The sequence below is a fragment of the Streptomyces sp. NPDC059008 genome (genome assembly GCF_042749045.1).
GTDB lineage: Bacteria > Actinomycetota > Actinomycetes > Streptomycetales > Streptomycetaceae > Streptomyces.
The window spans coordinates 94,708-118,649 of record NZ_JBHYJC010000022.1; the positions used below are offsets into that span (position 1 = coordinate 94,708).

Annotated in this window: 20 protein-coding genes; 12 read left to right on the forward strand and 8 right to left on the reverse strand. The window is 71.2% G+C overall.

Translation table 11 applies throughout. From position 1 onward, the window contains the following. Nucleotides 1-111: 111 nt before the first annotated feature. The 4 genes from ACFWZH_RS24805 to ACFWZH_RS24820 all read left to right on the forward strand — a co-directional run bounded on the left by ACFWZH_RS24805 (nucleotide 112) and on the right by ACFWZH_RS24820 (nucleotide 3,905). The gene (locus tag ACFWZH_RS24805) at nucleotides 112-1,035 is read left to right on the forward strand and encodes a glutathione S-transferase C-terminal domain-containing protein (protein ID WP_384435169.1); all 924 of its coding nucleotides are present in this window, start codon (nucleotides 112-114) and stop codon (nucleotides 1,033-1,035) included. Nucleotides 1,036-1,215: 180 nt separating this feature from the next. Beyond that, the gene (locus ACFWZH_RS24810) at nucleotides 1,216-2,193 is read left to right on the forward strand and encodes a GlxA family transcriptional regulator (protein WP_384435172.1); all 978 of its coding nucleotides are present in this window, start codon (nucleotides 1,216-1,218) and stop codon (nucleotides 2,191-2,193) included. 169 nt (nucleotides 2,194-2,362) lie between these two features. Next, nucleotides 2,363-3,295 (forward strand): NADP-dependent oxidoreductase, encoded by a 933-nt coding sequence (locus ACFWZH_RS24815; RefSeq protein WP_384435223.1) that lies wholly within the window; start codon nucleotides 2,363-2,365, stop codon nucleotides 3,293-3,295. 217 nt (nucleotides 3,296-3,512) lie between these two features. Then, nucleotides 3,513-3,905 carry a hypothetical protein gene (locus ACFWZH_RS24820; RefSeq protein WP_384435175.1) on the forward strand — a complete coding sequence of 131 codons (393 nt, stop codon included), beginning with the start codon at nucleotides 3,513-3,515 and terminating at the stop codon, nucleotides 3,903-3,905. 101 nt (nucleotides 3,906-4,006) lie between these two features. On the opposite strand, the gene ACFWZH_RS24825 is transcribed toward ACFWZH_RS24820, so the two are convergent. Beyond that, nucleotides 4,007-4,852: an alpha/beta fold hydrolase gene (locus ACFWZH_RS24825; protein WP_384435178.1), complete on the reverse strand. Its 846-nt coding sequence runs from the start codon at nucleotides 4,850-4,852 to the stop codon at nucleotides 4,007-4,009. Nucleotides 4,853-5,073: 221 nt separating this feature from the next. Here ACFWZH_RS24825 and ACFWZH_RS24830 point away from each other — a divergent pair, with 221 nt between their 5' ends. Further along, a complete protein-coding gene (locus ACFWZH_RS24830) occupies nucleotides 5,074-5,421 on the forward strand; it encodes an Ig domain-containing protein (protein ID WP_384435181.1) in 348 nt (115 codons plus the stop codon). Nucleotides 5,422-5,477: 56 nt separating this feature from the next. On the opposite strand, the gene ACFWZH_RS24835 is transcribed toward ACFWZH_RS24830, so the two are convergent. After that, nucleotides 5,478-5,876 carry a hypothetical protein gene (locus tag ACFWZH_RS24835; RefSeq protein WP_384435183.1) on the reverse strand — a complete coding sequence of 133 codons (399 nt, stop codon included), beginning with the start codon at nucleotides 5,874-5,876 and terminating at the stop codon, nucleotides 5,478-5,480. Between the two features lie 332 nt (nucleotides 5,877-6,208). Here ACFWZH_RS24835 and ctaD point away from each other — a divergent pair, with 332 nt between their 5' ends. Continuing rightward, nucleotides 6,209-7,864, forward strand: a complete 1,656-nt coding sequence (gene ctaD / locus ACFWZH_RS24840) for a cytochrome c oxidase subunit I (RefSeq protein ID WP_384435226.1) — start codon at nucleotides 6,209-6,211, stop codon at nucleotides 7,862-7,864. Between the two features lie 6 nt (nucleotides 7,865-7,870). Beyond that, nucleotides 7,871-8,263, forward strand: a complete 393-nt coding sequence (locus tag ACFWZH_RS24845; RefSeq protein WP_384435186.1) for a cytochrome c oxidase subunit 4 — start codon at nucleotides 7,871-7,873, stop codon at nucleotides 8,261-8,263. Nucleotides 8,264-8,291: 28 nt separating this feature from the next. Here the strand turns inward: ACFWZH_RS24845 and ACFWZH_RS24850 are convergent, their stop codons facing one another. The 3 genes from ACFWZH_RS24850 to kdpB form a co-directional block, all read right to left on the reverse strand. After that, nucleotides 8,292-9,929 carry a cytochrome bc complex cytochrome b subunit gene (locus tag ACFWZH_RS24850; RefSeq protein ID WP_384435189.1) on the reverse strand — a complete coding sequence of 546 codons (1,638 nt, stop codon included), beginning with the start codon at nucleotides 9,927-9,929 and terminating at the stop codon, nucleotides 8,292-8,294. 198 nt (nucleotides 9,930-10,127) lie between these two features. Further along, on the reverse strand, nucleotides 10,128-10,841 hold the full coding sequence (locus tag ACFWZH_RS24855) for an N-acyl homoserine lactonase family protein (RefSeq protein WP_384435192.1): 714 nt from the start codon (nucleotides 10,839-10,841) through the stop codon (nucleotides 10,128-10,130). Between the two features lie 154 nt (nucleotides 10,842-10,995). Further along, nucleotides 10,996-13,179, reverse strand: a complete 2,184-nt coding sequence (gene kdpB, locus ACFWZH_RS24860; protein WP_384435194.1) for a potassium-transporting ATPase subunit KdpB — start codon at nucleotides 13,177-13,179, stop codon at nucleotides 10,996-10,998. A 405-nt stretch (nucleotides 13,180-13,584) separates the two neighbouring features. Here kdpB and ACFWZH_RS24865 point away from each other — a divergent pair, with 405 nt between their 5' ends. After that, nucleotides 13,585-14,103, forward strand: coding sequence for a SixA phosphatase family protein (locus tag ACFWZH_RS24865; protein ID WP_384435197.1), 519 nt, complete (start codon nucleotides 13,585-13,587; stop codon nucleotides 14,101-14,103). A gap of 128 nt (nucleotides 14,104-14,231) precedes the next feature. Here ACFWZH_RS24865 and ACFWZH_RS24870 read toward each other — a convergent pair whose 3' ends face one another. The 3 genes from ACFWZH_RS24870 to ACFWZH_RS24880 form a co-directional block, all read right to left on the reverse strand. Further along, nucleotides 14,232-14,885 carry a DNA alkylation repair protein gene (locus ACFWZH_RS24870; RefSeq protein ID WP_384435228.1) on the reverse strand — a complete coding sequence of 218 codons (654 nt, stop codon included), beginning with the start codon at nucleotides 14,883-14,885 and terminating at the stop codon, nucleotides 14,232-14,234. 142 nt (nucleotides 14,886-15,027) lie between these two features. Continuing rightward, a complete protein-coding gene (locus ACFWZH_RS24875; protein WP_384435200.1) occupies nucleotides 15,028-16,272 on the reverse strand; it encodes a PP2C family protein-serine/threonine phosphatase in 1,245 nt (414 codons plus the stop codon). Nucleotides 16,273-16,419: 147 nt separating this feature from the next. Next, nucleotides 16,420-17,001 carry a TetR/AcrR family transcriptional regulator gene (locus tag ACFWZH_RS24880; RefSeq protein ID WP_384435203.1) on the reverse strand — a complete coding sequence of 194 codons (582 nt, stop codon included), beginning with the start codon at nucleotides 16,999-17,001 and terminating at the stop codon, nucleotides 16,420-16,422. Nucleotides 17,002-17,296: 295 nt separating this feature from the next. Here ACFWZH_RS24880 and ACFWZH_RS24885 point away from each other — a divergent pair, with 295 nt between their 5' ends. From ACFWZH_RS24885 to ACFWZH_RS24900, 4 genes are all read left to right on the forward strand, one after another. Next, complete coding sequence (locus ACFWZH_RS24885; protein ID WP_384435206.1) at nucleotides 17,297-18,157, forward strand: sulfotransferase domain-containing protein; 861 nt, start codon at nucleotides 17,297-17,299, stop codon at nucleotides 18,155-18,157. Between the two features lie 127 nt (nucleotides 18,158-18,284). After that, nucleotides 18,285-19,841 (forward strand): GMC family oxidoreductase, encoded by a 1,557-nt coding sequence (locus ACFWZH_RS24890; RefSeq protein WP_384435209.1) that lies wholly within the window; start codon nucleotides 18,285-18,287, stop codon nucleotides 19,839-19,841. 850 nt (nucleotides 19,842-20,691) lie between these two features. Beyond that, nucleotides 20,692-22,791: a bifunctional polysaccharide deacetylase/glycosyltransferase family 2 protein gene (locus ACFWZH_RS24895; protein ID WP_384435212.1), complete on the forward strand. Its 2,100-nt coding sequence runs from the start codon at nucleotides 20,692-20,694 to the stop codon at nucleotides 22,789-22,791. 16 nt (nucleotides 22,792-22,807) lie between these two features. Next, complete coding sequence (locus ACFWZH_RS24900) at nucleotides 22,808-23,908, forward strand: LCP family protein (protein WP_384435215.1); 1,101 nt, start codon at nucleotides 22,808-22,810, stop codon at nucleotides 23,906-23,908. Nucleotides 23,909-23,942: the final 34 nt, after the last annotated feature.

Consider the following 23,942-nt stretch of genomic DNA (forward strand, 5'->3'; position numbering starts at 1 on the left):
CCGCCCGCCGCCCGAGGCGCATCCGCCCGTACCTCCACCCGTACCTCCGCCGGTCCGCGCGCCGCACCCCGTCGTACGTCCGCGCACCGGCCCCGGATCCCAGGGAGCCGCATGTCCGCCACGTCTGCCGTGTCCGCCGCAACCCAGAACTCCGCCGCAACCCAGAACTCCGCCATCTCCCCCGACGCCGTACCTCCCCTGCGCGGCAGGATCGGCGACGATGCGCGCAGCGGCCACTACGCCGTGCCGCACCGCTACCGCCTGCACCTGACGCTGTCCTGTCCGCACTGTCTGAGCATCGCCATCACCCACAGCCTGCTGGATCTCGGCGACACCCTCCCGGTGACGCTGCTGCCCGCCGTCCCCGACGCCCCGGACGGCGGATACGCCACGCTGCGCCCGTTGTACGAGGCCAGTTCGCACCAGCACCCCGGGCCCGCCGCGGCACCGGTGCTCAGTGACGGATGGACGGGGCGGATCGTCAGTACGCACGCCCCCGACATCCTGCGGGACCTGGCCGAACGGTTCGGTGCCCAGGGACCCGTGCTGTATCCGTGCGAGGCCCGCAGCGGCATCGAGGCGCTCGGGCGGCTCTGCGCGCAGGACGTCAACGAGGCCGCGCAGCGCGCCGGCAGGGTCGGCGTCGGCAGCCCGGCCTACGGGGTCGCGCTGGCGACCCTGCTGAGGGCGCTGGACTCACTGGATCAGCTGCTGGCCGGGCGGGAGTACGTACTGGGCGGTGAACTCACCGCCGCGGACGTCCAGTTGTGGGTGACGCTGGTACAGCTCGACACCGTGCACCGCTGGCACCTGGACGCCGCGGCGGTGCACCGCATCGCCGACCACCGCCGACTGTGGTCGTATGCGCGCCGGCTGGCCGCCCTGCCCGCCTTCGGCTCCCACCTCGACCTGGACGGCATCGCCCGCCGGCACCATGCGCGTTGCCAGGGGCGGGAGGCCGCCGGTGCGGCGGTGCAGATCCTGGACTGGACGGCGGCGCACACACCCGGGCGGAGCGCGCCCTGCTCCCGCTGACCTGAGACGGGCGGGCCGTCACCCGGTGGCCGGGCCGGGTGCGCGGCACGGACCTGGTGTGGCCGGTGCGGCCGCGGCGTGCGTGACGGTCGGTGACGGCCGCACGCGCCCGCTGGCTACCGTCCGCGGAAATGGCACGATGATGGCTGTTCGATAGAATGGTGCCATGAGGTTGATGTCATGAGCTCGCCGCAGCAGCCGTCGCGGCCGTCCGTCCACCGCGTCGTCGTGCTGGCCCTCGACGGTGTGTACCCGTTCGAGCTGGGCATAGCGAACCGCGTCTTCGGCGAGGCGAAGCACCTGTACGAGGTGGTCACCTGCACCGTCGACGGCCTCCCGGTGCGGACCGGTGCGGACTTCTCGGTCACCCCCGACCCCGGCCCCGAGGCCCTGGAGGCCGCCGACACGGTGGTCGTCCCGCCCTACGACCACAGCCTGCTCTCGGACCGGCTCACACCGGCCATGGCCGCCGCCATGGCCCGTATCCGCCCCGGTGCCCGGCTGGTGTCGATCTGTACGGGCGCGTTCCTGTTCGGGGCGGCCGGCCTGCTCGACGGACGGACCGCCACCACCCACTGGCTCCTCGCGGACACCTTCCGCCGGCTGTTCCCGCGCGTCACCCTCGACCCCGACGTGCTGTTCATCGACGACGGGGACATCCTCACCTCGGCCGGAGCCGTCTCGGGGGTGGACCTCTGCCTCCACCTCGTCCGCAAGGACCACGGCAGTGAGGTCGCCAACCACATCGCGCGCCGCTGCGTCATACCGCCCTGGCGGGACGGCGGTCAGGCCCAGTACATCGAACAGCCGGTGCCCGAGCCGGGCACGGCGGGGACCGCCGCCACTCGTGAGTGGGCCCTGGAGCGCCTCGACCAGCCCCTCACCCTCGCCGACCTCGCGGCGCACGCCGAGATGAGCCCCCGTACCTTCGCGCGCCGCTTCACCGAGGAGGCCGGCACCAGCCCGGGCCGCTGGGTGATCCAGCAGCGCGTCCATCAGGCCCGCCGGCTGCTGGAGACCACCGACCTGTCCGTCGAGCGGATCGCCCACGAAGTCGGCTTCGGGGGAGCCATCTCGCTCCGTCAGCATCTGCACTCGGTGATCGGCGTCTCCCCGCTGGCCTATCGACGGGCGTTCCAGGCGACGAGTGACGCATGACCGGTGGCGCAAAAAAGACCGGTGACGCATGAGCGGCAGACGGGCGGCCCGGCGCGAGCGTGGCACGATCCCATCGAATGCTGTCCATCTTGCCATTGTCGCGCGACGCGGGCGGGGCCAGTCTGGGGATATGACCGACTCGACGGCGCACCGCGCCACATCTCCCACCATGCGTGCCATCAGCCAGAACGCCCACGGCGGCCCCGAGGTCCTCACCGAGGTCGACCTCCCGCGCCCCACACCCGGCATCGGCGAGATCCTCGTCGCCGTCCACGCGGCCGGCGTCAACCCGACCGACTGGAAGCACCGCGCGGGCGCCCTGTCCGTGGGGCCGCCGCCGTTCGTCCTCGGCTGGGAGGTCTCCGGCGTCGTCGAGGCCGTCGGCCTCGGTGTCACCCTCTTCAAGCCGGGTGACGAGGTCTTCGGGATGCTGCCCTACCCCTCCGGTGTCGGCGCGTACGCCGAGTACGCCACCGGCCCCGCGCGAGCCTTCGTCCGCAAGCCGTCCGCCCTCGGCCACATCGAGGCGGGCGCCATCCCGCTCGCCGCCCTCACGGCCCATCAGGCGCTGGTCGACACCGCGGACATCCGGCCCGGGCAGCGGGTGCTGATCCACGCGGCCGCCGGCGGCGTCGGCCACCTCGCCGTACAGATCGCCAAGGCCCGGGGCGCCCATGTCATCGGAACGGCCAGCGCCGCCAAGCACGACCTGCTGCGGGAGCTGGGCGCGGACGAGCTCATCGACTACCGGACCACCGACTTCGCCGACGTCGTCAGCGAGGTCGACATCGTCCTGGACACCCTCGGCGGCGACATCCGCACCCGCTCCCTCGACGTGCTGCGCCCGGGCGGCATCGTCGTCTCGATCGTGCCCCCCGTCACGGAGGAAGAGACCAAGAAGGCGGCCGAGTTGGGCGTCCGGTTGGAGACGATGATCGTCGAGGCCGACCAGGCCGGCATGCGGGCGGTCGCCGACCTCGTCGAAGCCGGAAAGCTGCGCGCCCACGTCGACGCGGCACTGCCGCTCACGGAAGCCGCCAAGGCGCATGCGCTGGGCGAGACGAACCGCACCACCGGCAAGCTCGTCCTCACCGTGCGGTGATCCCCCGCCGCACCGGTTGACGCTCCGTGGAGCCGGCCGGCCGCCCTCGCGACACCAGGTGGAGATCACGACATTCGCGTGGTGCGTGGTGGTTGTGTGATTGGCCCGGAATGGCCGAATTCCCGGTTGGTCGGGCTCCCGGAGCACGTGCAGGATTCAGCTGCGGAAGCGGCCGCGATCCGGTGCGCGGCCGTGTCATCGACAGGGGGAATGTTCCATGCGTCAGGTCCGTGGCACGATCAGGAAGACGGTGGCGGCGGCCGCCGCGCTCGCCGGCGGAGCGCTGTTGACGCTCGGTGTGAGCGCGGACGCCGCGCACGCGGCCGGCGCGGCGGGGGAGTACCAGGGATGCCCGTCCGGGTATGTGTGCCTCTACCCGAACGCGGGGTGGAACGGCGGCCACCCCACCTACAAGTGGTACACCTACGGCGCCCACAACATCAGCAACCAGTTCGGCGTCAAGAGGCTCTTCAACAACCAGACCGGCGGCGCCATCGCCCGCAACTGCACCGGTTACAACGGCACCGGCTGCCAGGGCATCCAGAGCGCCGGTACGTACGCCGACTACGACTACACGCCGTACAACTCCGTTCTGCTCGCGCGCAACTGACCTCCCGGTCCGCGGCGTCGCCGCCATCCTCGCCCTCCCCCGAGCAGACGGCCGCACTGCGGGTCCTGGTCGCCAGGGCGACCGCGCTCGCGCCCCTCGGTCTACCGCTGGTCGAGGAACGTCGCGACGGCCTGGACGAACCGCTGCGGGTCGTCCAGCCAGGGGTAGTGGCCGGCTCCCGGCTGGACGGCCAGCTCAGCCCGGGGCAGCAGCCGCGCGATGTCGGCGGCGACGCGGGGGAGCGGGCCGCTGTCCAGTTCACCCGCGAGGACCAGGACCCGCGCGTCCCACCCGGCGAGGGCGGCCCGCGCCGCGGCCGGTTCGAACGCGCCGGCGGCCGCGTACCGCTCCCCGGCCTCGTCGTTGCACTGGGCCACCTCGGATGCCGCGTGCGCCTGCGCGGCCGCGTCCCAACGGCCGTAGAAGAACGGGGCGACGGCGTCCCAGTCGGCGTCGCTCGTGGAGCCGGCCCAGATGGCCTCGTACGCGGCGTGGGCGGCCGGGAACCAGGGCTCCGGGGCGCGCCGGGCGGCCGCCTCGCGCCGGTGCTCCTCGGTGAAGTCGACGCCGAGGGCGCGAGCACGGGCGGTGATCAGGGTGAGGGTGCGGACGCGCTCCGGATGCCGGGCCGCGTACAGCAGGGCCAGATCGCCGCCCGCGGAGTGCGTGAGGAGGTCGATCCGGTCCAGGCCGAGGTGCTCGCGGAGGGCCTCGACATCGGCGACCTGCCGGTCACAGCGGTACGTGGCCGGGTCGAGGGGGCGGCCGGAGTCACCGGTGCCGCGCAGATCGAGCAGGACCAGCCGGCGCCGCTCGGACAGTCCGCCGAGATCGCCGAGGTAGGCGGAGGCGCGCATCGGGCCACCGGGCAGGCAGAGCAGCGGCTCGCCCTCACCCACCTCGTGGTAGGCGAGTTCGGTGCCGTCGACAGCGGTGAGCGTGGGCATGGCGCCATCCTCATCGCCGTACCACGCCCCGACAAGCGATTTGGTGCGCACGGTCCGCCAGGACCGACCCGGCCCCTTCCGTCACCCCAACGCAGGAACTCCAGACAAATGCGGAGGTCGCACACGAGTCCGGCACGGTGCCCTGTTTACCATCACCGGCATCCCCGGGATACGCAGCCGGGCACCTCGCCATGAACAAGGTCTTTCCGTCAGGAGGCGGCATGAGTGCGGAATCGGGTTCGGCGCAGACACTCGTCATCCAGCCGACCGGGGGCACGGGGCAGCACGCCGGCCGCCGTGACACCTTCGCCCAGCCGCTGACGGCCCGGCTCGTCGACAGCGGCTCCCGCCGTCCGGTGTCCGACGCCGAGGTGACGTTCGCCTGGGTGTCCACCAGCGAGCAGGCCCTCTTCGAAGGGGAGCGACAGACCATCACGGTACGGACGGACGACGACGGCTATGCGCGGACGTCGCCGCTCGTGGCCGGCGATTCCGACGGCGTCGCGGTCTTCATCGTCACCGCCGCCGGTGCGGCCCCCGAGCAGGTCGAGGTCACGGTCGACCTGTGACGCCCTCCCCGCCGGCCCGGGGCACGGACCGGCGGGGCGTGGCGGCCGATGTGGGCTCAGCGCCGTTTGACGACGCGCTGGATGTTGTTCTTGCTCCCCTGCGCGGCACCCGCGACCGAATTGCTGCTGGTGGTGGACCCGTTGGTGCTGGTGACGTTGCCGCTGTCGTTCGGATTTCCGTGGTTGTGGAAGTTTCCGCCGTGCAGGGAGTTTCCGCTGTGCACGGGTCCGTTCAGACAGGCGCGGGAGTCCCTGGACGCGGGTGCGTGGTAGTTGATGTTGCCGAACCGGTTGTTGCACGCCACGCCCTGAGGCGCACCCGTAAGGGAGACGAGGTCGGCGCCCACCGCGGCGTCCAGCAGATCCGGAATGGGCTGGGCCCGGGCGATTCCGGCGCTCAGCAGAACGAGGCCGCAGGCCCCGGCGATACTTCCCGCCCGCACAACGCTTCTCACGATGCTCCTTGCCGTTTCCTCTTGTGATGCCGGAGGTATCGTCCTGCCGCCGGCAGTCCCTGACATCGGCAACCCGCTGGAGTCGAAACGCTCGCCGGCCACAATCAGCCGGGTGGCGCAATGAAGACCCGCCGCCGTCCCGCCGCGCGTTTCGCGCTTTTCACCCCTACGGCCGCCCATACACGCGCGATGGCCCGCCGGGGAGCGGCCATTATGGCGGAGAGGGTTTTCCGCGGCGGGACTTTGTGAGGGTGGAAGGGGCGTAGGTGGCACAGGTCGAGGAGGCCGAGCGGTCGGCACCGGAAAAGGACCGGTCGAGGCCGGGCCGGGTCGTGCTGGGATGGCTCACGACGACCGATCACAAGGTCATCGGCAACCTGTACATGGTCACCGCATTCGGATTCTTCCTCTTCGCCGGAGCGCTGGCCATGCTGATGCGGGCCGAGCTCGCCGAGCCCGGAATCCAGCTGGTCTCCCACGAGCAGTACAACCAGCTTTTCACCATTCATGGCACGGTCATGATGCTGCTCTTCGCCACCCCCATGTTCGCGGGCTTCGCCAACGCGGTGATGCCGCTCCAGATCGGTTCGCCGGACGTCGCCTTCCCGCGGCTGAACGCCTTTACGTACTGGCTGTTTCTGCTCGGCGGCCTCATGGTGGTGTCCGGCTTCATCGTTCCCGGTGGGGCCGCGTCGTTCGGCTGGTTCGCCTACGCACCCCTGAACGGCCCGGTGTTCTCGCCCGGACCGGGCGGCGATCTGTGGATCATGGGGCTCGTCGTGGCCGGTCTGAGCACGATCCTGGGCGCGGTGAACTTCATCGCCACGATCGTGTGCCTGCGCGCCCCCGGCATGACGATGTTCCGGATGCCGATCTTCAGCTGGAACGTGCTGTTCACCTCCGTTCTGGCTCTGCTGGCGTTCCCGGTGCTGGCGGCCACGCTCCTGGTGCTGGAGGCGGACCGGAAATTCGGCGCGCATGTCTTCGACGCCGCGAACGGGGGCGCGATCCTCTGGCAGCACCTGTTCTGGTTCTTCGGTCACCCGGAGGTCTACATCGTCGCGCTGCCGTTCTTCGGCGTGATCTCCGAAATCATCCCGGTGTTCAGCCGCAAACCGATTTTCGGGTATGTCGGCATGGTCGGTGCCACGATCGCCATCACCATGCTGTCCGCCTCGGTGTGGGCCCATCACATGTTCGCGACCGGGGCCGTGCTGCTGCCGTTCTTCGCCGTACTGTCCTTCCTGATCGCGGTGCCGACCGGTGTGAAGTTCTTCAACTGGATCGGCACCATGTGGCACGGGAGCCTGTCGTTCGAGACCCCGATGCTGTGGAGCATCGGATTCCTCGTCTCCTTTCTTCTCGGTGGGCTCAGCGGTGTCCTGATCGCGTCCCCGCCCCTGGACTTCCAGGTCACCGACAGCTACTTCATCGTGGCGCACCTGCATTACGTGCTGTTCGGCACGGTCGTCTTCGCGATGTTCGGCGGATTCTATTTCTGGTGGCCCAAATGGACCGGGAAGATGCTGAACGAGCGGCTCGGGAAGATCCACTTCTGGACGCTGTTCCTCGGCTTCCAGAGCACGTTCCTGGTGCAGCACTGGCTGGGCGAGATGGGGATGCCCCGCCGATACGCGGACTACCTGGCCGCCGACGGCTTCACCGTCTTGAACTCGGTCTCCTCGGCCGGCTCCTTCCTGCTCGGCGCCTCCACACTGCCGTTCCTGTACAACGTCTGGCACACCGCCCGTTACGCCCCGCAGGTGCGTATGGACGACCCCTGGGGCTTCGGCAGATCGCTGGAGTGGGCGACCTCCTGCCCGCCGCCCCGTCACAACTTCCATACGATGCCGCGCGTCCGCTCCGATTCGCCGGCCTTCGATCTGCACCATCCGGAAGTCGGCGAACGCATGCCCATGTCCGCTGCCGGTTCCCGGTCGTCGACCGACCAGGAATCCCCCCGTCCCCCCGACACCCCTGCCGAGTGATCGACGATGAAGATGGAAACGTGTCTCTTCGGCGGCGTCACACTGTTCTTCGCCGTGACGGCGATCGGCTATACCTGGTGGTCGGACGCCGAACCGGCCGGCTCGACCGCGCTGACCGTGTCCTTCCTCATGAGCGCCCTGGTGTTCCTCTTCCTCTACGTGCAGCAGCGCAAGCACGGCTCCCGCCCCGAAGACCACAAGGGCGCCGAGATCAAGCAGCGGTCCGGGCCGGTGGACTTCTTCCCGCCGCGCAGCATCTGCCCCTTGATGACCGCCGTCGGATACACCGTGGCCGCGCTGGGTGTGATCTACGGGCTGTGGCTGTTCCTCATCGGCCTGGGGCTCCTGGCGGGCGGCGTCTTCGGCTTCATCTACGAATACGGGGACCGCGAGCCCTGATACTCCTTCAGGAACCGTGAACCGGACGCTACGAGCCGTCGGCCTTCGGCCCGCCGGGGACCGCCGCGGCCTGCTGCTCCGGTTGCGGTTCGGACGGCAGGGCGACCTGGTCGCGGTAGTACCAGCGGCTCAGTGCGAGGCGCAGCCGCTGCCGCCGGGGAAGGGTTTCGACGGCCTCTTCGGGGGGCGCCTCCAGGACCCGCGACGCCGGCCGCGCGAGGAGCGTGTGGCGCTGCGCGGCGGGCAGCGGCCGGTGCTCCTCGTAGAGGCCGCCGTACACGGACTGGTGGACCTGCCCGGTCTCCTCGCCCTCGGCCAGCCGCTCCCGGTCGCGGTGCTGCAGTGCCAGGCACAGCCACTTGGTCACCAGGAATCCGAGCACGGGAACGATCACCACCGCGGCGCGCAGCACCCAGGTCAGGGTGTTGATCGACAGGCCGAAGACGAAGGCGACGACATCGTTCCCGCCGGCCAGTTGGAGCACCGCGTAGAAGCAGATCGCGGCGACGCCGAAAGCGGTACGGGTGTGCTGCTCGCGCGGGCGGTCGCACACATGCCGTTCACCGCGGTCGGCGGTCACCCACCTCTCGAAGAAGGGGTAGGCGTACAGCACGCCGAAGAGCACTCCGGGAAGCGCCACCGCGGGGATGAAGACGTTCCACATGATGGTGTGGCCCCAGAGGTCGGTCTCCCAAGGAGGCATCAACCGCAGCGCACCTTCCAGGAATCCCACGTACCAGTCGGGTTGCGCGTTGGTGGACACCTGGTCCGCCTGGAAGGGGCCGTAGTCCCACACCGGGTTGATCTGACCGACCGCCCCGAGGACGGCGAAGACCGCCGACAAGATGAGCAGGAGCCCGGTGGACTTCGTGAGCCACTGCGGGAACATGGGCTGGCCGAGCACGTTCCTGTTGGTTCTCCCCGGGCCGCGCCACTGTGTGTGTTTGAGATACACCACCAGAATGAGGTGCACCGTGACGAGCCCGATGAGAAGGCCGGGTACCAGCAGAATGTGAAGGGCGTACAGACGCGGAATGATGTCGTTCCCGGGGAACTCGCCGCCGAAGGAGAAGAAGGAGAGGTAGGTCCCCACGACGGGAATGGAGCCGATGATGGTGTCGGCGGTGCGCAGACCGGTACCGGACAGCAGATCGTCCGGCAGGGAATATCCGCAGAACCCCTCCAGCAGGGCCAGCAGAAAGAGCGTCACCCCGATCAGCCAGTTGCCCTCGCGCGGCCGGCGGAAGGCGCCGGTGAAGAAGATCCGCAGCATGTGCACGCCGATGCTGGCCAGGAACGTGAGGGCCGCCCAGTGGTGCACCTGGCGGATGAGCAGCCCGCCGCGCACATCGAAGCTGATGTGGAGGGTGGAGGCGTACGCCCGGGTCATCCGCGTGCCGTGCAAGGGGGTGTAGGAGCCGTGGTAGGTGATCTCGGCCATGTCCGGGTCGAAGAAGAACGCCAGGAACACGCCGGTGAGCACCAGCACCAAAAGGCTGTAGAGCGCCAGCTCGCCGAGCAGAAAGGCCCAGTGGTCCGGAAAAGCCTTGCGCAGGAGTTTGCCCGCCGATGCCGCCGGCAGCCGCGCGTCGAGGCGGTGGAAACTTTGTTCAGCGGCGCCTTGAAGTCTGCGCCCGAGCCGTTCCGTGCGCTTCCGGAAAACCATGCACCGCGCTCCTCACGCGTCGACCGGCCGCTACCCGGTTGCTTCAACCGGATGGTGCTATGGACACCCCCTGGTGCGTAATGTACTGAGAATCGCACCGGGAACACGGCAGGACCGACCGCCAGTCGTCGGCAGGAGTTTTCCGGTGGTGAAGTCGGCGGTCCGGTGCGGAATTCGGCGGGCCGCCGCGGAATTCGGCTATCCCCCCGCGCCGCGCGGCGGTTCCCAGACCGAGCAGTCGTGGGCGAAGAGCACACGGCGCGGGTCGAATGCGGTGAGCCGGTCCAGCCACGGCCGGTAGGGGGGAAGGGGCTGCTCGTCGCCCGCCCGTGCGGCGTGGCGGGCCAGATGGTCGGCGGCGAACCCGGACGCGAAGTCGTGGGCCTGCCCGGCGAGGACCACGGAACCGTCGTTCTGACGGACCACCAGTGACTGGTGCCCCTCCGTGTGCCCGGGCGTGGGGATGATCCAGACCCCGGGCAGGATCTCGGCCTCACCGGCGATCTCCTCGTACGTCGCGCCGCGGAAGTCGACGAGCGCGTCGATGGTGTGACCGCCCCGGCGGGCGGCGGCCAGCTCCGCCTCCTGCACCAGGATGGGCACACCGCCCAGCAGGGGGTTGCCTCCGCAGTGGTCGAAGTGCAGATGGCAGTTCACGACCAGGGAGACCTCCGCGAGGTCGACGCCGGCGGCCGAGAGGGCGTCCGGCAGGGGGCGGCGCCGGGGCCGGTAGTGCGCGTCGGCCTCGGGGGATCCGCTGCCGATGCCGGTGTCGAAGAGGATCAGCCCCTGGTCGTGCCGTACGAGGTAGCCGAGCACGGGCTCGACCCGTGGGTGCGGGCCGCCGGTCTCCGATGCCGGTCGGATGAAGTACCCCAGATCGAGTCGGCGTACTGGCGTGTTCTTCCCCATCGGTGCGTTCCTCCGCCTCAGGTCGTCGGTCTTCCTCGGGGCGCTCCTCCCTCTCGTCATCCTGGCAGGAGCGTGGGACGCCGTCCGCCCCGTACGCCGGCAGCGGACGGGGCGGGGGAGGGGGCGGGAAGGGACGGGCGGCCGCCGGTGGTGCTCAGCCGAGCCCGGGGATCTGGGAGACCAGCAGGTCGATGAGTTTGATGCCGACGAACGGGGCGATCAGGCCGCCGAGTCCGTAGCGGGTGAGGTTGCGGCGCAGCAGGTCGTGGGCGGAGGCGGGGGTGTAGCGGACGCCGCGCAGGGCGAGGGGGATCAGGGCGATGATGATGAGTGCGTTGAAGATGATCGCGGAGGTGATGGCGGAGGTCGGGCTGTGCAGACCCATGATGTTCAGGGCCGACAGGCCCGGGTAGGCGCCGGCGAACATCGCGGGGATGATCGCGAAGTACTTGGCGACGTCGTTGGTGATCGAGAAGGTGGTCAGCGCGCCCCGGGTGATCAGGAGCTGCTTGCCGATCTCGACGATCTCGATGAGCTTGGTCGGGTTGGAGTCCAGGTCCACCATGTTCCCGGCCTCCTTGGCGGCCGAGGTCCCGGTGTTCATGGCCACACCGACGTCCGCCTGGGCCAGCGCGGGGGCGTCGTTGGTGCCGTCGCCGGTCATCGCGACCAGCTTGCCGCCCTCCTGCTCCTGGGCGATCAGGGCGAGCTTGTCCTCGGGGGTGGCCTCGGCGAGGTAGTCGTCGACGCCCGCCTCCTGGGCGATGGCCCTGGCCGTCAGCGGGTTGTCACCCGTGATCATGACCGTCCTGATGCCCATCCGGCGCAGCTCGGCGAAGCGTTCGCGGATGCCGTCCTTGACGATGTCCTTGAGGTGGACGACGCCGAGGACCCGCGCCCCGTACTGGTCGTGCACCGCGACCAGCAGGGGAGTGCCGCCGGACGCCGCGATCGCGTCGGTGAACATCCGGGCCTCGGCGGGCACTTGGCCGCCGAGACCGGTCACCCACGCGACGACCTGGGCCGTCGCGCCCTTGCGGACCCGGCAACCGGACCCGTCCGCCCAGCGCAGATCGACGCCGCTCATCCGGGTCTGCGCGCTGAAGTCGACGTACTCGGCGTGCTGCAGCTCCCCTTCGGAAGGCGCCCGCAGCTCGTACCTGTCCTTGGCGAGGACGACGACGGAGCGGCCCTCGGGCGTCTCGTCGGCGAGGGAGGAGAGCTGGGCCGCGTCCGCGAGCCGGAGTTCGTCGACGCCGGGCAGCGGGACGAAGGCGACCGCCTCGCGGTTGCCGAGGGTGATGGTGCCGGTCTTGTCGAGCAGGAGGGTGTTGATGTCGCCTGCGGCCTCGACCGCGCGGCCCGACATGGCCAGCACGTTGCGCTGGACGAGCCGGTCCATACCGGCGATGCCGATCGCGGAGAGCAGCGCGCCGATCGTCGTCGGGATCAGGGTGACGAGCAGCGCGACGAGCACCGCGGTCTGCTGGGCGGCGCCGGCGTAGGAGGCCATCGGCTGCACCGTGACGACGACGAGGACGAAGACGATGGTGAGCGCGGCGAGCAGGATGTGCAGCGCGATCTCGTTCGGGGTGCGCTGCCGGGTCGCGCCCTCGACCAGGCCGATCATCCGGTCCAGGAAGGAGTGCCCGGGGCGGGAGGTGACACGGACGACCAGCCGGTCGGACAGGACGGTGGTGCCGCCGGTGACGCCGGAGCGGTCGCCTCCGGACTCGCGGATGACGGGTGCCGATTCGCCGGTGACCGCCGATTCGTCGACCGCGGCCACGCCGTCGACCACCTCGCCGTCCGCCGGGATCACCTCACCCGCCTCGACCAGCACGAAGTCGAACGGCTGCAGATCGGTGGCGGCGACCGGTTCGGTCACGGCGCCCCGCAGGTCGATGCCGACCCGCCAGTTGTCCCGCAGCCGCCGGGCGGAGATGTCCGTACGCGCCTTGCGCAGCGACGCGGCCTGGGCCCGGCCCCGGCCCTCGGCGACCGCCTCCGCCAGGTTGGCGAAGACGACGGTCAGCCAGAGCCAGCCGCTGATGACCCAGGTGAAGACGGACGGGTTGCTCAGCGCCGAGAGCGTGGTCAGGCCGGAACCGCAGGCCACGACGAACAGTACGGGGTTGGTGGCCAGCGCCCGAGGGTGCATCTTGCGCAGCGCCTCGGGCAGGGACGTCAGCAGCACCTTGGGGTCGAGGAGCCCGCCCGGCTCCCGTCGTCGCCGCCGGCGGCCGCCCTGCGCCGGGGCGCCTTGCGGGGGGTGGGAGCCCGTCCCGGTGGCCGAGGACGTCGGCGTGGTCGGGGCGTGGGGTGGGGCGGGAACCATGGGAAGACTTTCTGGGAGCGCGGCCTGGGGCGGGCGGCCGGACGGCCTGGGGACGGTGGCCGAGGACGGCGGGCCGGTGGGCGGAGCGTGGCCGCTTCGCGCATCCGTCAGCCGGGACCGAACCTACGGTGACGCGGGGCGCCACAAGCCCTGCCCCGTAGGGAATTTGCGGCTCTCTTACGGCCCGGTCCGGAAATCCGGCCCGGCCATACGCGCCCTTGACGCCCGGCCGCCGTCCCGGCCCGTCCTGCGCATGTGCTGCCAGGGGGTTCGCCACGCGGAGGGGCGGCGTGCGGTGCTCAGCCGTTCTCCACTTCACGCGCGGTATCGTCGAGTCGACCGCTGACCCTGTGGGGTACCGTCAGCACGCCGTCCGGCCGGGCGCGGCCCCTGTGAGGAGGCCCCGTGGCGGAACTGCGCCGACTGGTCGTCCTGCGACATGCCAAGTCCGCCTGGCCGCCGGACGTGGCAGACCACGAGCGGCCGCTCGGCAAGCGCGGACGGCGCGACGCCCCCGCCGCGGGCCGCTGGCTGCGGGCCGCCGACTGCGTCCCGGACCTGGTCGTCTGCTCCACGGCCGAACGGACCCGGCAGACCTGGGAACTGGCCGCCGCGCAGCTCCACACACCGCCCCCGGTCCGGCACGACCCCCGGCTCTACGGCGCGGAGGCCGCCGAGCTGCTCGCCGTCGTCCGCGAAACCCCGGACAGCGTGCGCACCTTGCTGCTGGTCGGCCACAGTCCCGCGGTCCAGGACCTGGTCCTGCTGCTCGCCGCGGAGGCGCTCGGTGACGCCCTCGAACGAACCCGGGAGAAGTTCCCGACCTGCGCGATCGCGGTGCTCACCCAGCAGGGCGCCTGGCCGGCGGCCGCACCGCGAACGGCGCTGCTCACCGACGTGGCGGTGGCGCGCGGTTCGCGCTGATACAGCGGTGTCCCCGGCGCGCTACGGGGCCGGTCGGCCCGCATCGCCCCAACTCGGCCTCGCGTACCCGGCGTCGGGCTCCCGGGCGCTCGGCCGTCCCCCTGCCCGCGACGGCCGACCGCCGCCGATCAGGCCACCGTCCCGTCGTCCCGCCGGCGCACGATCTCGGCGATCCAGACGGGCGCGAACGGTGACGTGCAGCCCGGGGAGGTCGGGTAGTCCTTGAGCACCTCCAGGCGCTCACCGATGTCGATCGCACGGGCGCGGTACTCGGCGTGCTCGATCCCGATCTGTGCCAGGCAGTGGTTCATCGCCCACTGCAGGCGGTCCGGGGCGTCCTTCATCTCCGCCTCGATGACGTCCAGCAGTCCTGCGAGGTCGAGGCCCTCGGGCTTCTTCGCCACGCGTTCGGCGGTCAGCGCCCAGCCGGCGCCCGCGACCACCGGATCCGGATCGGCGGACCAGGAAAGGCGCAGCTCTTCGGCGTGCGGGTGCTTCTTCACCACGTAGTTCACGAGCCAGTCGTGGACCTTGGGAGTGCGTGCCTGGCGCAGCATGGCGTCCAACTCGTCGCGCCCGAACGCCTTCGGGCGGCAGATCAGGATCGCCAGCGGCCTCGCCGCGCTGTCGTCCGTGGCCCAGAGCCGTCGCGCGAGTTCCGCCTGCGTCTTCAGCCGCTTCGCGAGCGCGCGCAGCCTGCCGAGGTTCACACCGTGATCGTCACCGTGCTTCTCGTTGACCTTGCGTGTCCTGGGGTCGTCGAGCGCGGCCAGCTCGGCCATCACCTCGGCGACCGTCGTCCCGGTCCGTGCCGTCTCGGCCACCTCGGCCTCCCGTCCTCACGTGCGAGAGGCAGCCTATGACGGAAGCCGGCCTCCCGCCGTGTGCGCCGGTTCGGCGTCCCTGACCGCTTCGGACGGCTTCTCAGAGGCGCACGGCGACAAGGGCGATGTCGTCGCGGGCGCCGGCGCTGACGCCGAGGCGGGCCAGCAGCGCGTCGGCGAGGCGCTCCGGGCTGAGCCGGCTGCAGGGGGCGAGGGCGTCGGTGAGGCGGGCCAGGCTGGCGTCGATGTCCTCGTCGCGGCGTTCGATGAGCCCGTCGGTGTAGAGGACGAGGGAGTCGCCGGGGGTGTAGGGCACCTGTGCCTGGGGGCGGAGCACGTGTTCGGGGCGGGCGCCCAGAGGCGGGTCGGTGGCCCCGTCGAGGATGTCGTGGGTGCCGTCGGGGTGCAGCAGGACGGGCGGCGGGTGACCGGCGCTGCTGTAGACGATCCGGTGGTCGGCGGTGTCGACCAGTGCCTGGACCGCGGTCGTGGCCAGGGCGCCCTCGATGGAGCGGGCGTACAGGCCCAGCACCGTCAGTGCCCGGGCGGGGTCGTGCACGGAGCGCGCGGCGGCGCTGAGGGCGCTGCGGAGCATGCCCATGACGGCGGCGGCCTCCAGGCCGTGCCCGACGACATCGCCGACCGCGACGGCGAACCCGTTCTCGGGGAGGTCGATGATGTCGTACCAGTCGCCGCAGACGTTCAGTGAGCCGATGGCGGGGAGGTAGCGCACCGCGATGTCGTGGTGCCGGGCGAGGTCCGGGGAGTGGAGCATGGCCTCCTGCAGGGTGAGGGCGACCTGGCGTTCGCGGGCGTGTGCCCGGCGGAGTTCCTCGTTGAGCCGTTGCAGCTCACGCGCCCGGACGTACAGCTCGGCCTCCATCGCCTCCTCGCGTTCGCTCAGCCGCCCGCCGGGCAGCTGCCGGGCCCGGCGGGAGTGGACGAACGCGGTCACGTCCTCCACCCGGTGGATGATCCACGCCACCCTGCCGTCCGGCCCCAGGACCGGGGTGTTGATCGTGGACCACCACCGCTCCTCGAACACCCCCGGCCGGTCGCGGACGGAGATGTCGTACCTCTGGACCGCCATGGGGTCCGGCTCCCGGGAGACCAGCACCTGGCGCAGCGAGTCGGTCAGCTCCCGCACGCCCGCGGCCTCGGGGTCGGCGGGGTTGTCCGGGAAGGCGTCGAAGACGTACTGCCCGATCAGCTCGTCCCGGGTGCGGTCGGTCGCCTGGAGGTACGCCCGGTTGACGTCCACGATCACCAGCTCCGGATCGAGGACGAGGCATGCGCTCGGTGTCGCGGCGAACAGCGCCGCGTGATCGAGATCCGGTCTCCTCACGCGCGCCCGCCTGTCTTCCCGCAGCCCACGGACCCGCTCACCCGACCAATCTATGAGCCGCCGGGCACCCGCGCGCGCCGGGACGCGGCCGTGGCCGGCGCCGCCTGGGCCGGTACGACCGGCCGGTCGGGTGCGCCGTGCGACGCCTCAGGGAGAGCCGTCTCCCCAGCCCCGTTCCAGCAGGGTGAACACCTCGTGCAGGGCGCGCCGGGGGTCGTCGTGCCCGCGGACCAGGCGCGGGCTCTCCATGACGAAGTGGGCCAGCGCCGCGGCGCCGACATCGCCTTCGGGGGCGCCCGTCGCCTCGGCGAGGGCGGCGGCCAGGGCGGTCTCGTGCCGCAGCCACATGCGGTCGACGTACTCCTGGAGTGCGGGGGTGGTGTTCACCAGCCGGATGAAGGCGGCCGCGTCCGCGGCGCCGTCGGGGAGGGACAGCCGGGTGCGCGCCACATGGTCGCGCAGGGCGTGCAGGACGGGCCGGCCCGGGGCCCGGTCGCGCACGGCGGCGACCAGGGCGGCCTCGTGGTCCTCGTCCTCGTCGAAGACCAGCGCCTCCTTGCTGGGGAAGTGCTTGAACAGGGTGGTCACCGACACGTCCGCCGCTTCCGCCACGTCCCTGACGCCGACGTTGTCGTAGCCGTGCTCCAGGAAGAGCCGCAGGGCGGCGTCCGCCAGGGCCTGGCGCGTGCGCGCCTTCTTGCGCTCGCGGCGCCCCGTCGTCTCGGTCATGGCGCCCACCCTACCCGCCACGGTTGACCTGCTGCGAAAGTGTATCCGTTACACCTGCGAGTACGGGCCGCAGGCCTCCGGTGACGGCGATATCCCAGCGGTGTCGGACAGCGCCGCATCGCGCCACGGCCGGACCGGTTCACGGCACGGATGCATGGCCGGTTCTCTCGGGTTCCCAGGCGAGAGGGTGCGCTTATCCGTGCGCCCCCTGCGCCCCGTGCGCTCTCCGTGCCACCGGCCGAATTCCCGGATTCATTGCCATGACCGCCGGCGACGATCACAATGCAACGCTGTGATGTCCCCTATTTCCGCTGTTTCCGCTCCTTCTGCTGCACCGCGGACCACCGCGGGAACGGTCGATGCGGACGGCGACGTCTATGTCATCTCGTTCCCCAAGTGCGGCCGGACCTGGCTGCGTGTCCTGATGGCCAAGGCCATTTCCGAGGCCCGTGGACTGCCGATGGAAATCTGCCGCGATCTGGAACTCACGGAATTCAGCGCGGTCGATTCCGCCGTTCCGCGCATCGTCTTCCGGCACGACGACCGGGTCGGCCGGCGGACCCCGGAACAGCTGTCCTGGGACAAGAGCTTCTACCGCGGCCGGAAGGTCGTCCTCCTCCTCCGCGATGTCCGGGACACCGTCGTCTCCTGCTACTTCCAGCGCACCCGCCGGAAGGACGATCCCTACTCCGGTGGCCTCGGCACGTTCCTGACCGAGGCGGAAGGCAGCGTGCGCACCTGCCTGACCTTCTGGAACATCTGGCACGCCCGTCAGGACGTGCCGGCGGCGTTCCTGCTCACCTCCTACGAGCGGCTGGCCGCCGACACCGCCGGAGAGCTCGCCCGCGTACTGCGCTTCTGCGGGCTGCCGCCGGCCGGACCGGAGGCGCTGCGCACGGCGGTGGACTTCGGGGACTACCCCTCCGCCCGCGCCATGGAACCCACCGACGCGCCGAGTTCGCCGCGGCCGCGGCCGGCGGTGCCCGGCGACCCGGAGGCCTTCAGGATCCGCCGCGGCGTCGTCGGGGGCTTTCGCGACCACCTCACCCGCGAGCAGACCGGCCATGTCAACGGTCTGGTGCGTCGCCGTCTGGTCCTGCCGTGGCAGGAGGCCGCCCTGGCGGCGGACCATCGGCGTCCGCCTCGCGTGCGGTGACCGCGGCAGCGCCTTCGCCGCCGTCCCCCGGACGTGCCGTCGACAATGGCCGGTTTCCCGGTGTGAGCGGAGGTGCCGATACGGCTTGGCTGGAGGGGTCCGTGTGCAGGCCGCATGAGGGGGACGGGTGTACGACTACATCATCGTGGGTGCCGGCTCGGCCGGGTGCGTGCTGGCTTCCCGGCTCACCGAGGACCCGGACGTCCGGGTGCTGCTCGTCGAGGCCGGGCCGGCGGACGACGCGCCGGAGATCCATATCCCCGCCGCCTTCAGCAAGTTGTTCCGCACGAAGTACGACTGGAGCTACCTGGGCGAGCGCGAACCGGGGCTGGGCGGTCGCCGCACGTTCCTGCCCCGGGGCCGGATGCTCGGCGGCTCGTCGTCGATGAACGCGATGATCTACATCCGCGGCCACCGGCACGACTACGACGGCTGGGCCGCCGCCGGCGCCGAGGAGTGGAGCTGGGACGACGTCCTGCCGTACTTCCTGCGCGCCGAGGACTTCCAGGGGCGCAGATCGCCCTGGCACGGCACCGGGGGACCGCTCACGGTCAGCGAGGGCCGCTCCCGGCATCCCCTGATGGCCGCCTACGTGGCGGCCGCGCAGGAGGCCGGCCACCCGTACACCGCCGACTTCAACGGCCCCGAACAGGACGGCGTCGGCTACTACCACCTCACCCAGCGCGAGGGCATGCGCTGCAGCACCGCGGACGCCTATCTGCGCCCCGCTCTGACCCGGCCCAACCTGGAGGTGCTCACCGACGCCACCTGCACGCGCGTGCTGTTCGACGGCGACCGCGCGAGCGGCGTCGAGCTGGACCGCGGCGGCGAGCTGCGGCAGCTGCGCGCCGCACGCGAGGTGGTGCTCTGCGCCGGTGCGTACAACTCCCCGCAGCTGCTCATGCTGTCCGGCATCGGCGTGGCCGACGAGCTGGCGGCGCACGGCATCACCCCCCGGGTGGACCTCCCGGTGGGGGAGAACCTGCAGGACCACCCGCACGTCGGGCTGTTGTACCTGACCGACACCGAGACCCTGCTGACCGCCGCGTCACCGGACAACGCCCGCCTCCTGGAGGCCGAGCGCCGCGGCCCGCTCACCTCCAACGTCGGCGAGGCCGGGGGATTCCACCGGACCCGCGAGGATCTCGACGCCCCCGACATCCAGGTGCACGCCACCCCGGTGATGTTCCACGACGAGGGCCTCGGCCCGGTCTTCGACCACGCCTTCATGTGCGGCGCGGCCCTGCTGACCCCCACCAGCCGGGGCAAGGTCTCGCTGCGCTCGGCGCTGCCCAGCGCCCAACCGCGCGTGCTGCACAACTATCTGGCCACCGAGGACGATCGCGCGACGGTCGTACGGGCCGTGCGGTTGCTGCTGGACATCGCCGATCAGCCGAGTCTGCGCAAGCACCGCAGGGCCGACTTCCGGGTCCCCGAGTCGCCGACCGACGAGGGGTTGCTGGACTTCGCGCGGCGGGAGTTGCAGACCCTGTACCACCCGGCGGGCACCTGCGCCATCGGCCCGGTGGTCGACGGCCGGCTCAGGGTGCACGGTGTGCGCGGGCTGCGGGTGGTGGACGCCTCCGTGATGCCCACCGTCGTACGGGGCAACACCAACGCCCCCACCATCATGATCGCCGAGAAGGCGGCGGACATGATGCGCGACCTTCCGGCGCCGGCCTGACCCTGCCGGCGCGAAGACGGCCCGCTCGGTGGTGCGACCAAGACGCACTCGCCGTCGGAATCCACCGCGCGGGGCCGGAAATACGGGCGCCGCGACTGGGCCGGCCATGCCCCCGTCGAGGCTTCTCCGTGTGTACAAGCCGCCTCGGAGTGGCCCGTTCCCGGCCAGTCGGACCAATCCGAACAAGGCCTGCGTAGTAAGCAGTTCAATTAGTCGCGCTATCGCCCGAGGTCGTGAGTTACTTCACAGTACAAAACCCTCTGTCAGGGCCCGTTAATGGGTTCGCGGGGCTGCCCTTTCCTATTCTCATTCGCGGTATCTGGTTACACTCACGCTCCATGCGAACCGCTACCCCCCACAGCATTCGCCCCGGTAAACAGCGCAATCGTCCGGTATTTGTCGACACGTCAGGCAGGCGTCGACGCCTCCTGGGACACGCAGCGCTGACCGCAGGGTGGATGTGCACCGGATATCTCGTGCTCCTCGCCGTCGTGTTCGGCGGACTCCAGCAACCGGACGCCAAACCGGCGCCGGGAAAGGCCGGACCGCTACCAGGGCACACCGCCGGCCAGGAGCCCGGCGTCCCGGACGACGCCCGTCCTTCGGCGCCCGCCCACACCTCCGGGCCGGCGGTACCCGTCGGCCACCATGCAACCCGGGCCCCCGTCGAGACCAGACCCGCCCCGTGAGAAACGCCGGACCGGCGCGCGCCACCCACTGGGTGTGAAGCCCGGCCGGTCCACCCCGAGGCGTGTCCGTCCGCGCCCCCCATCCGTGCTCGCCGCCCCGGCGAGCCGGCGCGGACGCACGCCTCGCACGTGGCATGTCTCCTCGACGGAAAGGGCCCATTGTGGCGTTGTCAGGGCAGGCGCGGCACGCGCTGCGCCACTCCCCACGCTGGCACTGGTTACTACTGGTGCTGATCCTCCCCATAGTCGCTACGTCACTGCTCTTCGAAGGCTGGACCACCCACGAGGTCGACGGTGCCCGCACCAGGCGCGCGTGCACCCGCCCCATACCGAAGTCCGCGGACAACGGAGCCCCCGTCCTGCGCGTCACCGGCACCGCCGCCGAGACCGCGCAGATGGCGCACCGGACCGCCGCGCTCACCTTCGACGGCGGACCCGACCCGGTGTGGACACCGCGACTGCTCGACCTGCTGCGCGCCCAGCACGCGCACGCGACCTTCTTCCTCTACGGAACCCAGGCGGCCCGCCACCCGGAACTGGTGCGGCGCATCCGCGACGAGGGCCACGAGATCGGGTCGTACACCTACACCGGCGGCGACTTGGGCAGTGCCTCGCGGCTCCGCTCCCAACTGGAGCTCTCGCTCACCCAGACCGCGCTGGCGGGAGCCGCGGACGTCAACACCCGGCTGCTGCGGCTGCCGCACACCACCACCGCCGACACCATGTGCGGCGCGGAGTGGACGGCCGCACGGCGCGCCTCGGACCAGGGGTACCTCCTGGTCGCCGCCACGCACCGGTCCCGCAAGCCACCGCAGGGCGTGGTGCGGCAGTTCAGCCACACCGCCCTGGGGTACCAGGAGGCCGAGCAGCTGCTGGCCGACCCGGACGTGGGACGGTTCACCACCGTCACGCGCGGGCTCGGCCGGCCCTCGCTCACCACTCCGGCCTCCCTGCCCGAGCGGGTGCAGGGAGAGGCGCTGATCTGGATCCAGTCCATCGGGCACACCTTCGCGCGCTCGATGACCTGGGCGCTGGGGATCGCCGGCGGGCTGGGAGTGCTGCGGCTGCTGCTGCTCGCCTTCCTCGCCCGCGTGCACGTACGGCGCCGACGCCGGCACCGGTCCGGTGCGCCCTGGCTGCGCGAGGTGACCGATCCGGTGACGGTGCTGGTCCCCGCGCACAACGAGGAGGCGGGCATCGAGGCCACGGTGCGCTCGCTCCTGGCGTCCACGCACCGGGACCTGCAGATCATCGTCATCGACGACGGGTCGACGGACCGGACCGCGGAGATCGCCCGGGGCATCGCCGATCCCCGGCTGACGGTGGTGCAGCAGCCCAACTCCGGTAAGCCCGGGGCGCTCAGCACGGGCTTGAGCTACGCGCGTTGCGACATCATCGTCATGATCGACGCGGATACGGTCTTCGAGCCGGACGCCCTCTACCGGCTGATCCAGCCGCTCGCCGACCCGACGATCGGGGCGGTCAGCGGCAACACCAAGGTGGGCAACCGGCGCAGCCTGCTCGGCCGCTGGCAACACCTCGAATACGTCCTCGGGTTCAACCTGGACCGGCGGATGTTCGAGGTGCTCGAATGCATGCCGACCGTGCCCGGTGCCATCGGCGCCTTCCGCCGGGACGCGCTGAGCGCCATCGGCGGCATCAGCGACGACACCCTCGCCGAGGACACCGACCTCACCATGGCCCTGTGGCGGGTGGGCCGGCGCGTGGTCTACGAGGAGACGGCCATCGCCTGGACCGAAGTGCCCAGCACCTTCAGCCAGTTGTGGCGGCAGCGCTACCGCTGGTGCTACGGCACCCTGCAGTCGATGTGGAAGCACCGCCACGCCGTGCTGGAAGTCGGCCCGGCCGGGCGCTTCGGCCGTCGCGGGCTGACCTATCTCACCCTGTTCCAGATCGTCCTGCCGCTGTTCGCGCCGGTCGTCGACGTCTTCGCCCTGTACGGGCTGTGCTTCGGCGACACCGCGCAGGCGATCGGGGTCTGGCTCGGCTTCCTCGTCGTCCAGCTGATCACCGCGGCGTACGCGCTGCACCTGGACCGCGAACGGCTCAGCGCGCTGTGGGCGCTACCGCTCCAGCTGTTCTTCTACCGGCAGTTGCTGTACCTCGTGGTCATCCAGTCCGTGGTCACCGCCCTGCTCGGCACCCGGCTGAAGTGGCACCGCATGCACCGTACCGGCACCGCCAACCAGCACCTGCTCTCGGAGCCCGTGCCGCATCTGAGCGGCGTGGTGCCGAAGTGACCGAGGAGAGTGAGAAATGAGCGACTCGCCAGGCCGCAGAGCCGGCAGTGGCACAGCCGACGGCGGCGGCCCGTTGCCCCACGGGCCCGGGCAGCCGCCCCCAAGGCCCCGGTCCCACCGCTCCCGGCGCCGGCGGCCCCTGCTGCGGGTGGCCCTCGCGCTGCTCGTGCTCCTCCTGGCCGTGCCCGCCGGTGCCCTGGCCTGGGCCGGCGGCAAGCTCAACAGCCAGATCGACCTCGGCACACCGGAACCCCGCCGGCACACCGGCAAGGGCACCAACTACCTCCTCGTCGGATCCGACAGCCGCAGCGGCCTGACCGACCGGGAGAAGCGGGATCTGCACACCGGATCGGCCGGCGGCCGTCGCACGGACTCGATGATCCTGCTGCACACCGGCGCGGGCGGCACCACGATGGTGAGCCTGCCACGCGACTCGTGGTTGACCGTCCCGGGCTACACCAGCCCCATGACGGGCAAGCGCCACGCCCCCGCGAAGAACAAGCTCAACGCGGCGTTCGCGCTCGGCGGCCCCAAAATGCTGGTGCGCACCATCGAGCACAACACCGGCCTGACGATCGACCACTACGTGGAGGTCGGCTTCGCGGGCTTCGTGAACCTCGTCGACGCGGTCGGCGGCGTCCCGATGTGCCTGGAGCGGGACCTGAAGGACGACAAGTCCGGCGCCGACCTGCGCAAGGGCTGTCAGACCCTCGACGGCGCCGCGGCGCTCGCCTTCGTCCGCCAGCGCCACCAGGAGGCCCAGGGCGATCTGGGCCGTACCCGCAATCAGCAGAAGTTCCTGTCGGCCCTCGCCCATCGGGCCGGGACGCCGGGGACCGTGCTCAACCCGTTCGCCGTCTTTCCCGCGCTGGACGCGGGGTTGGACACCCTCGCCGTCGACCGGAACACCGGCCTGCTGGACCTCGCCTCGCTGTTCCAGGCCGTCCGCGGCGTGACGGCCGGCCGCGGCAAACAGGTCAACGTCCCCGTGTCCGCCGTCGGCATCCCCACCTCCAAGGGCAGCGCCGTGCTCTGGGACAAGGCACGGGCGGGACGGCTCTTCCACGAGCTCGGCGACGACCGGCCGGTGAGCCTGAGGAACGGGACGACCCGGTGAGGGCGGCGGACCGGCCGGGCACACCGGCCGGTCC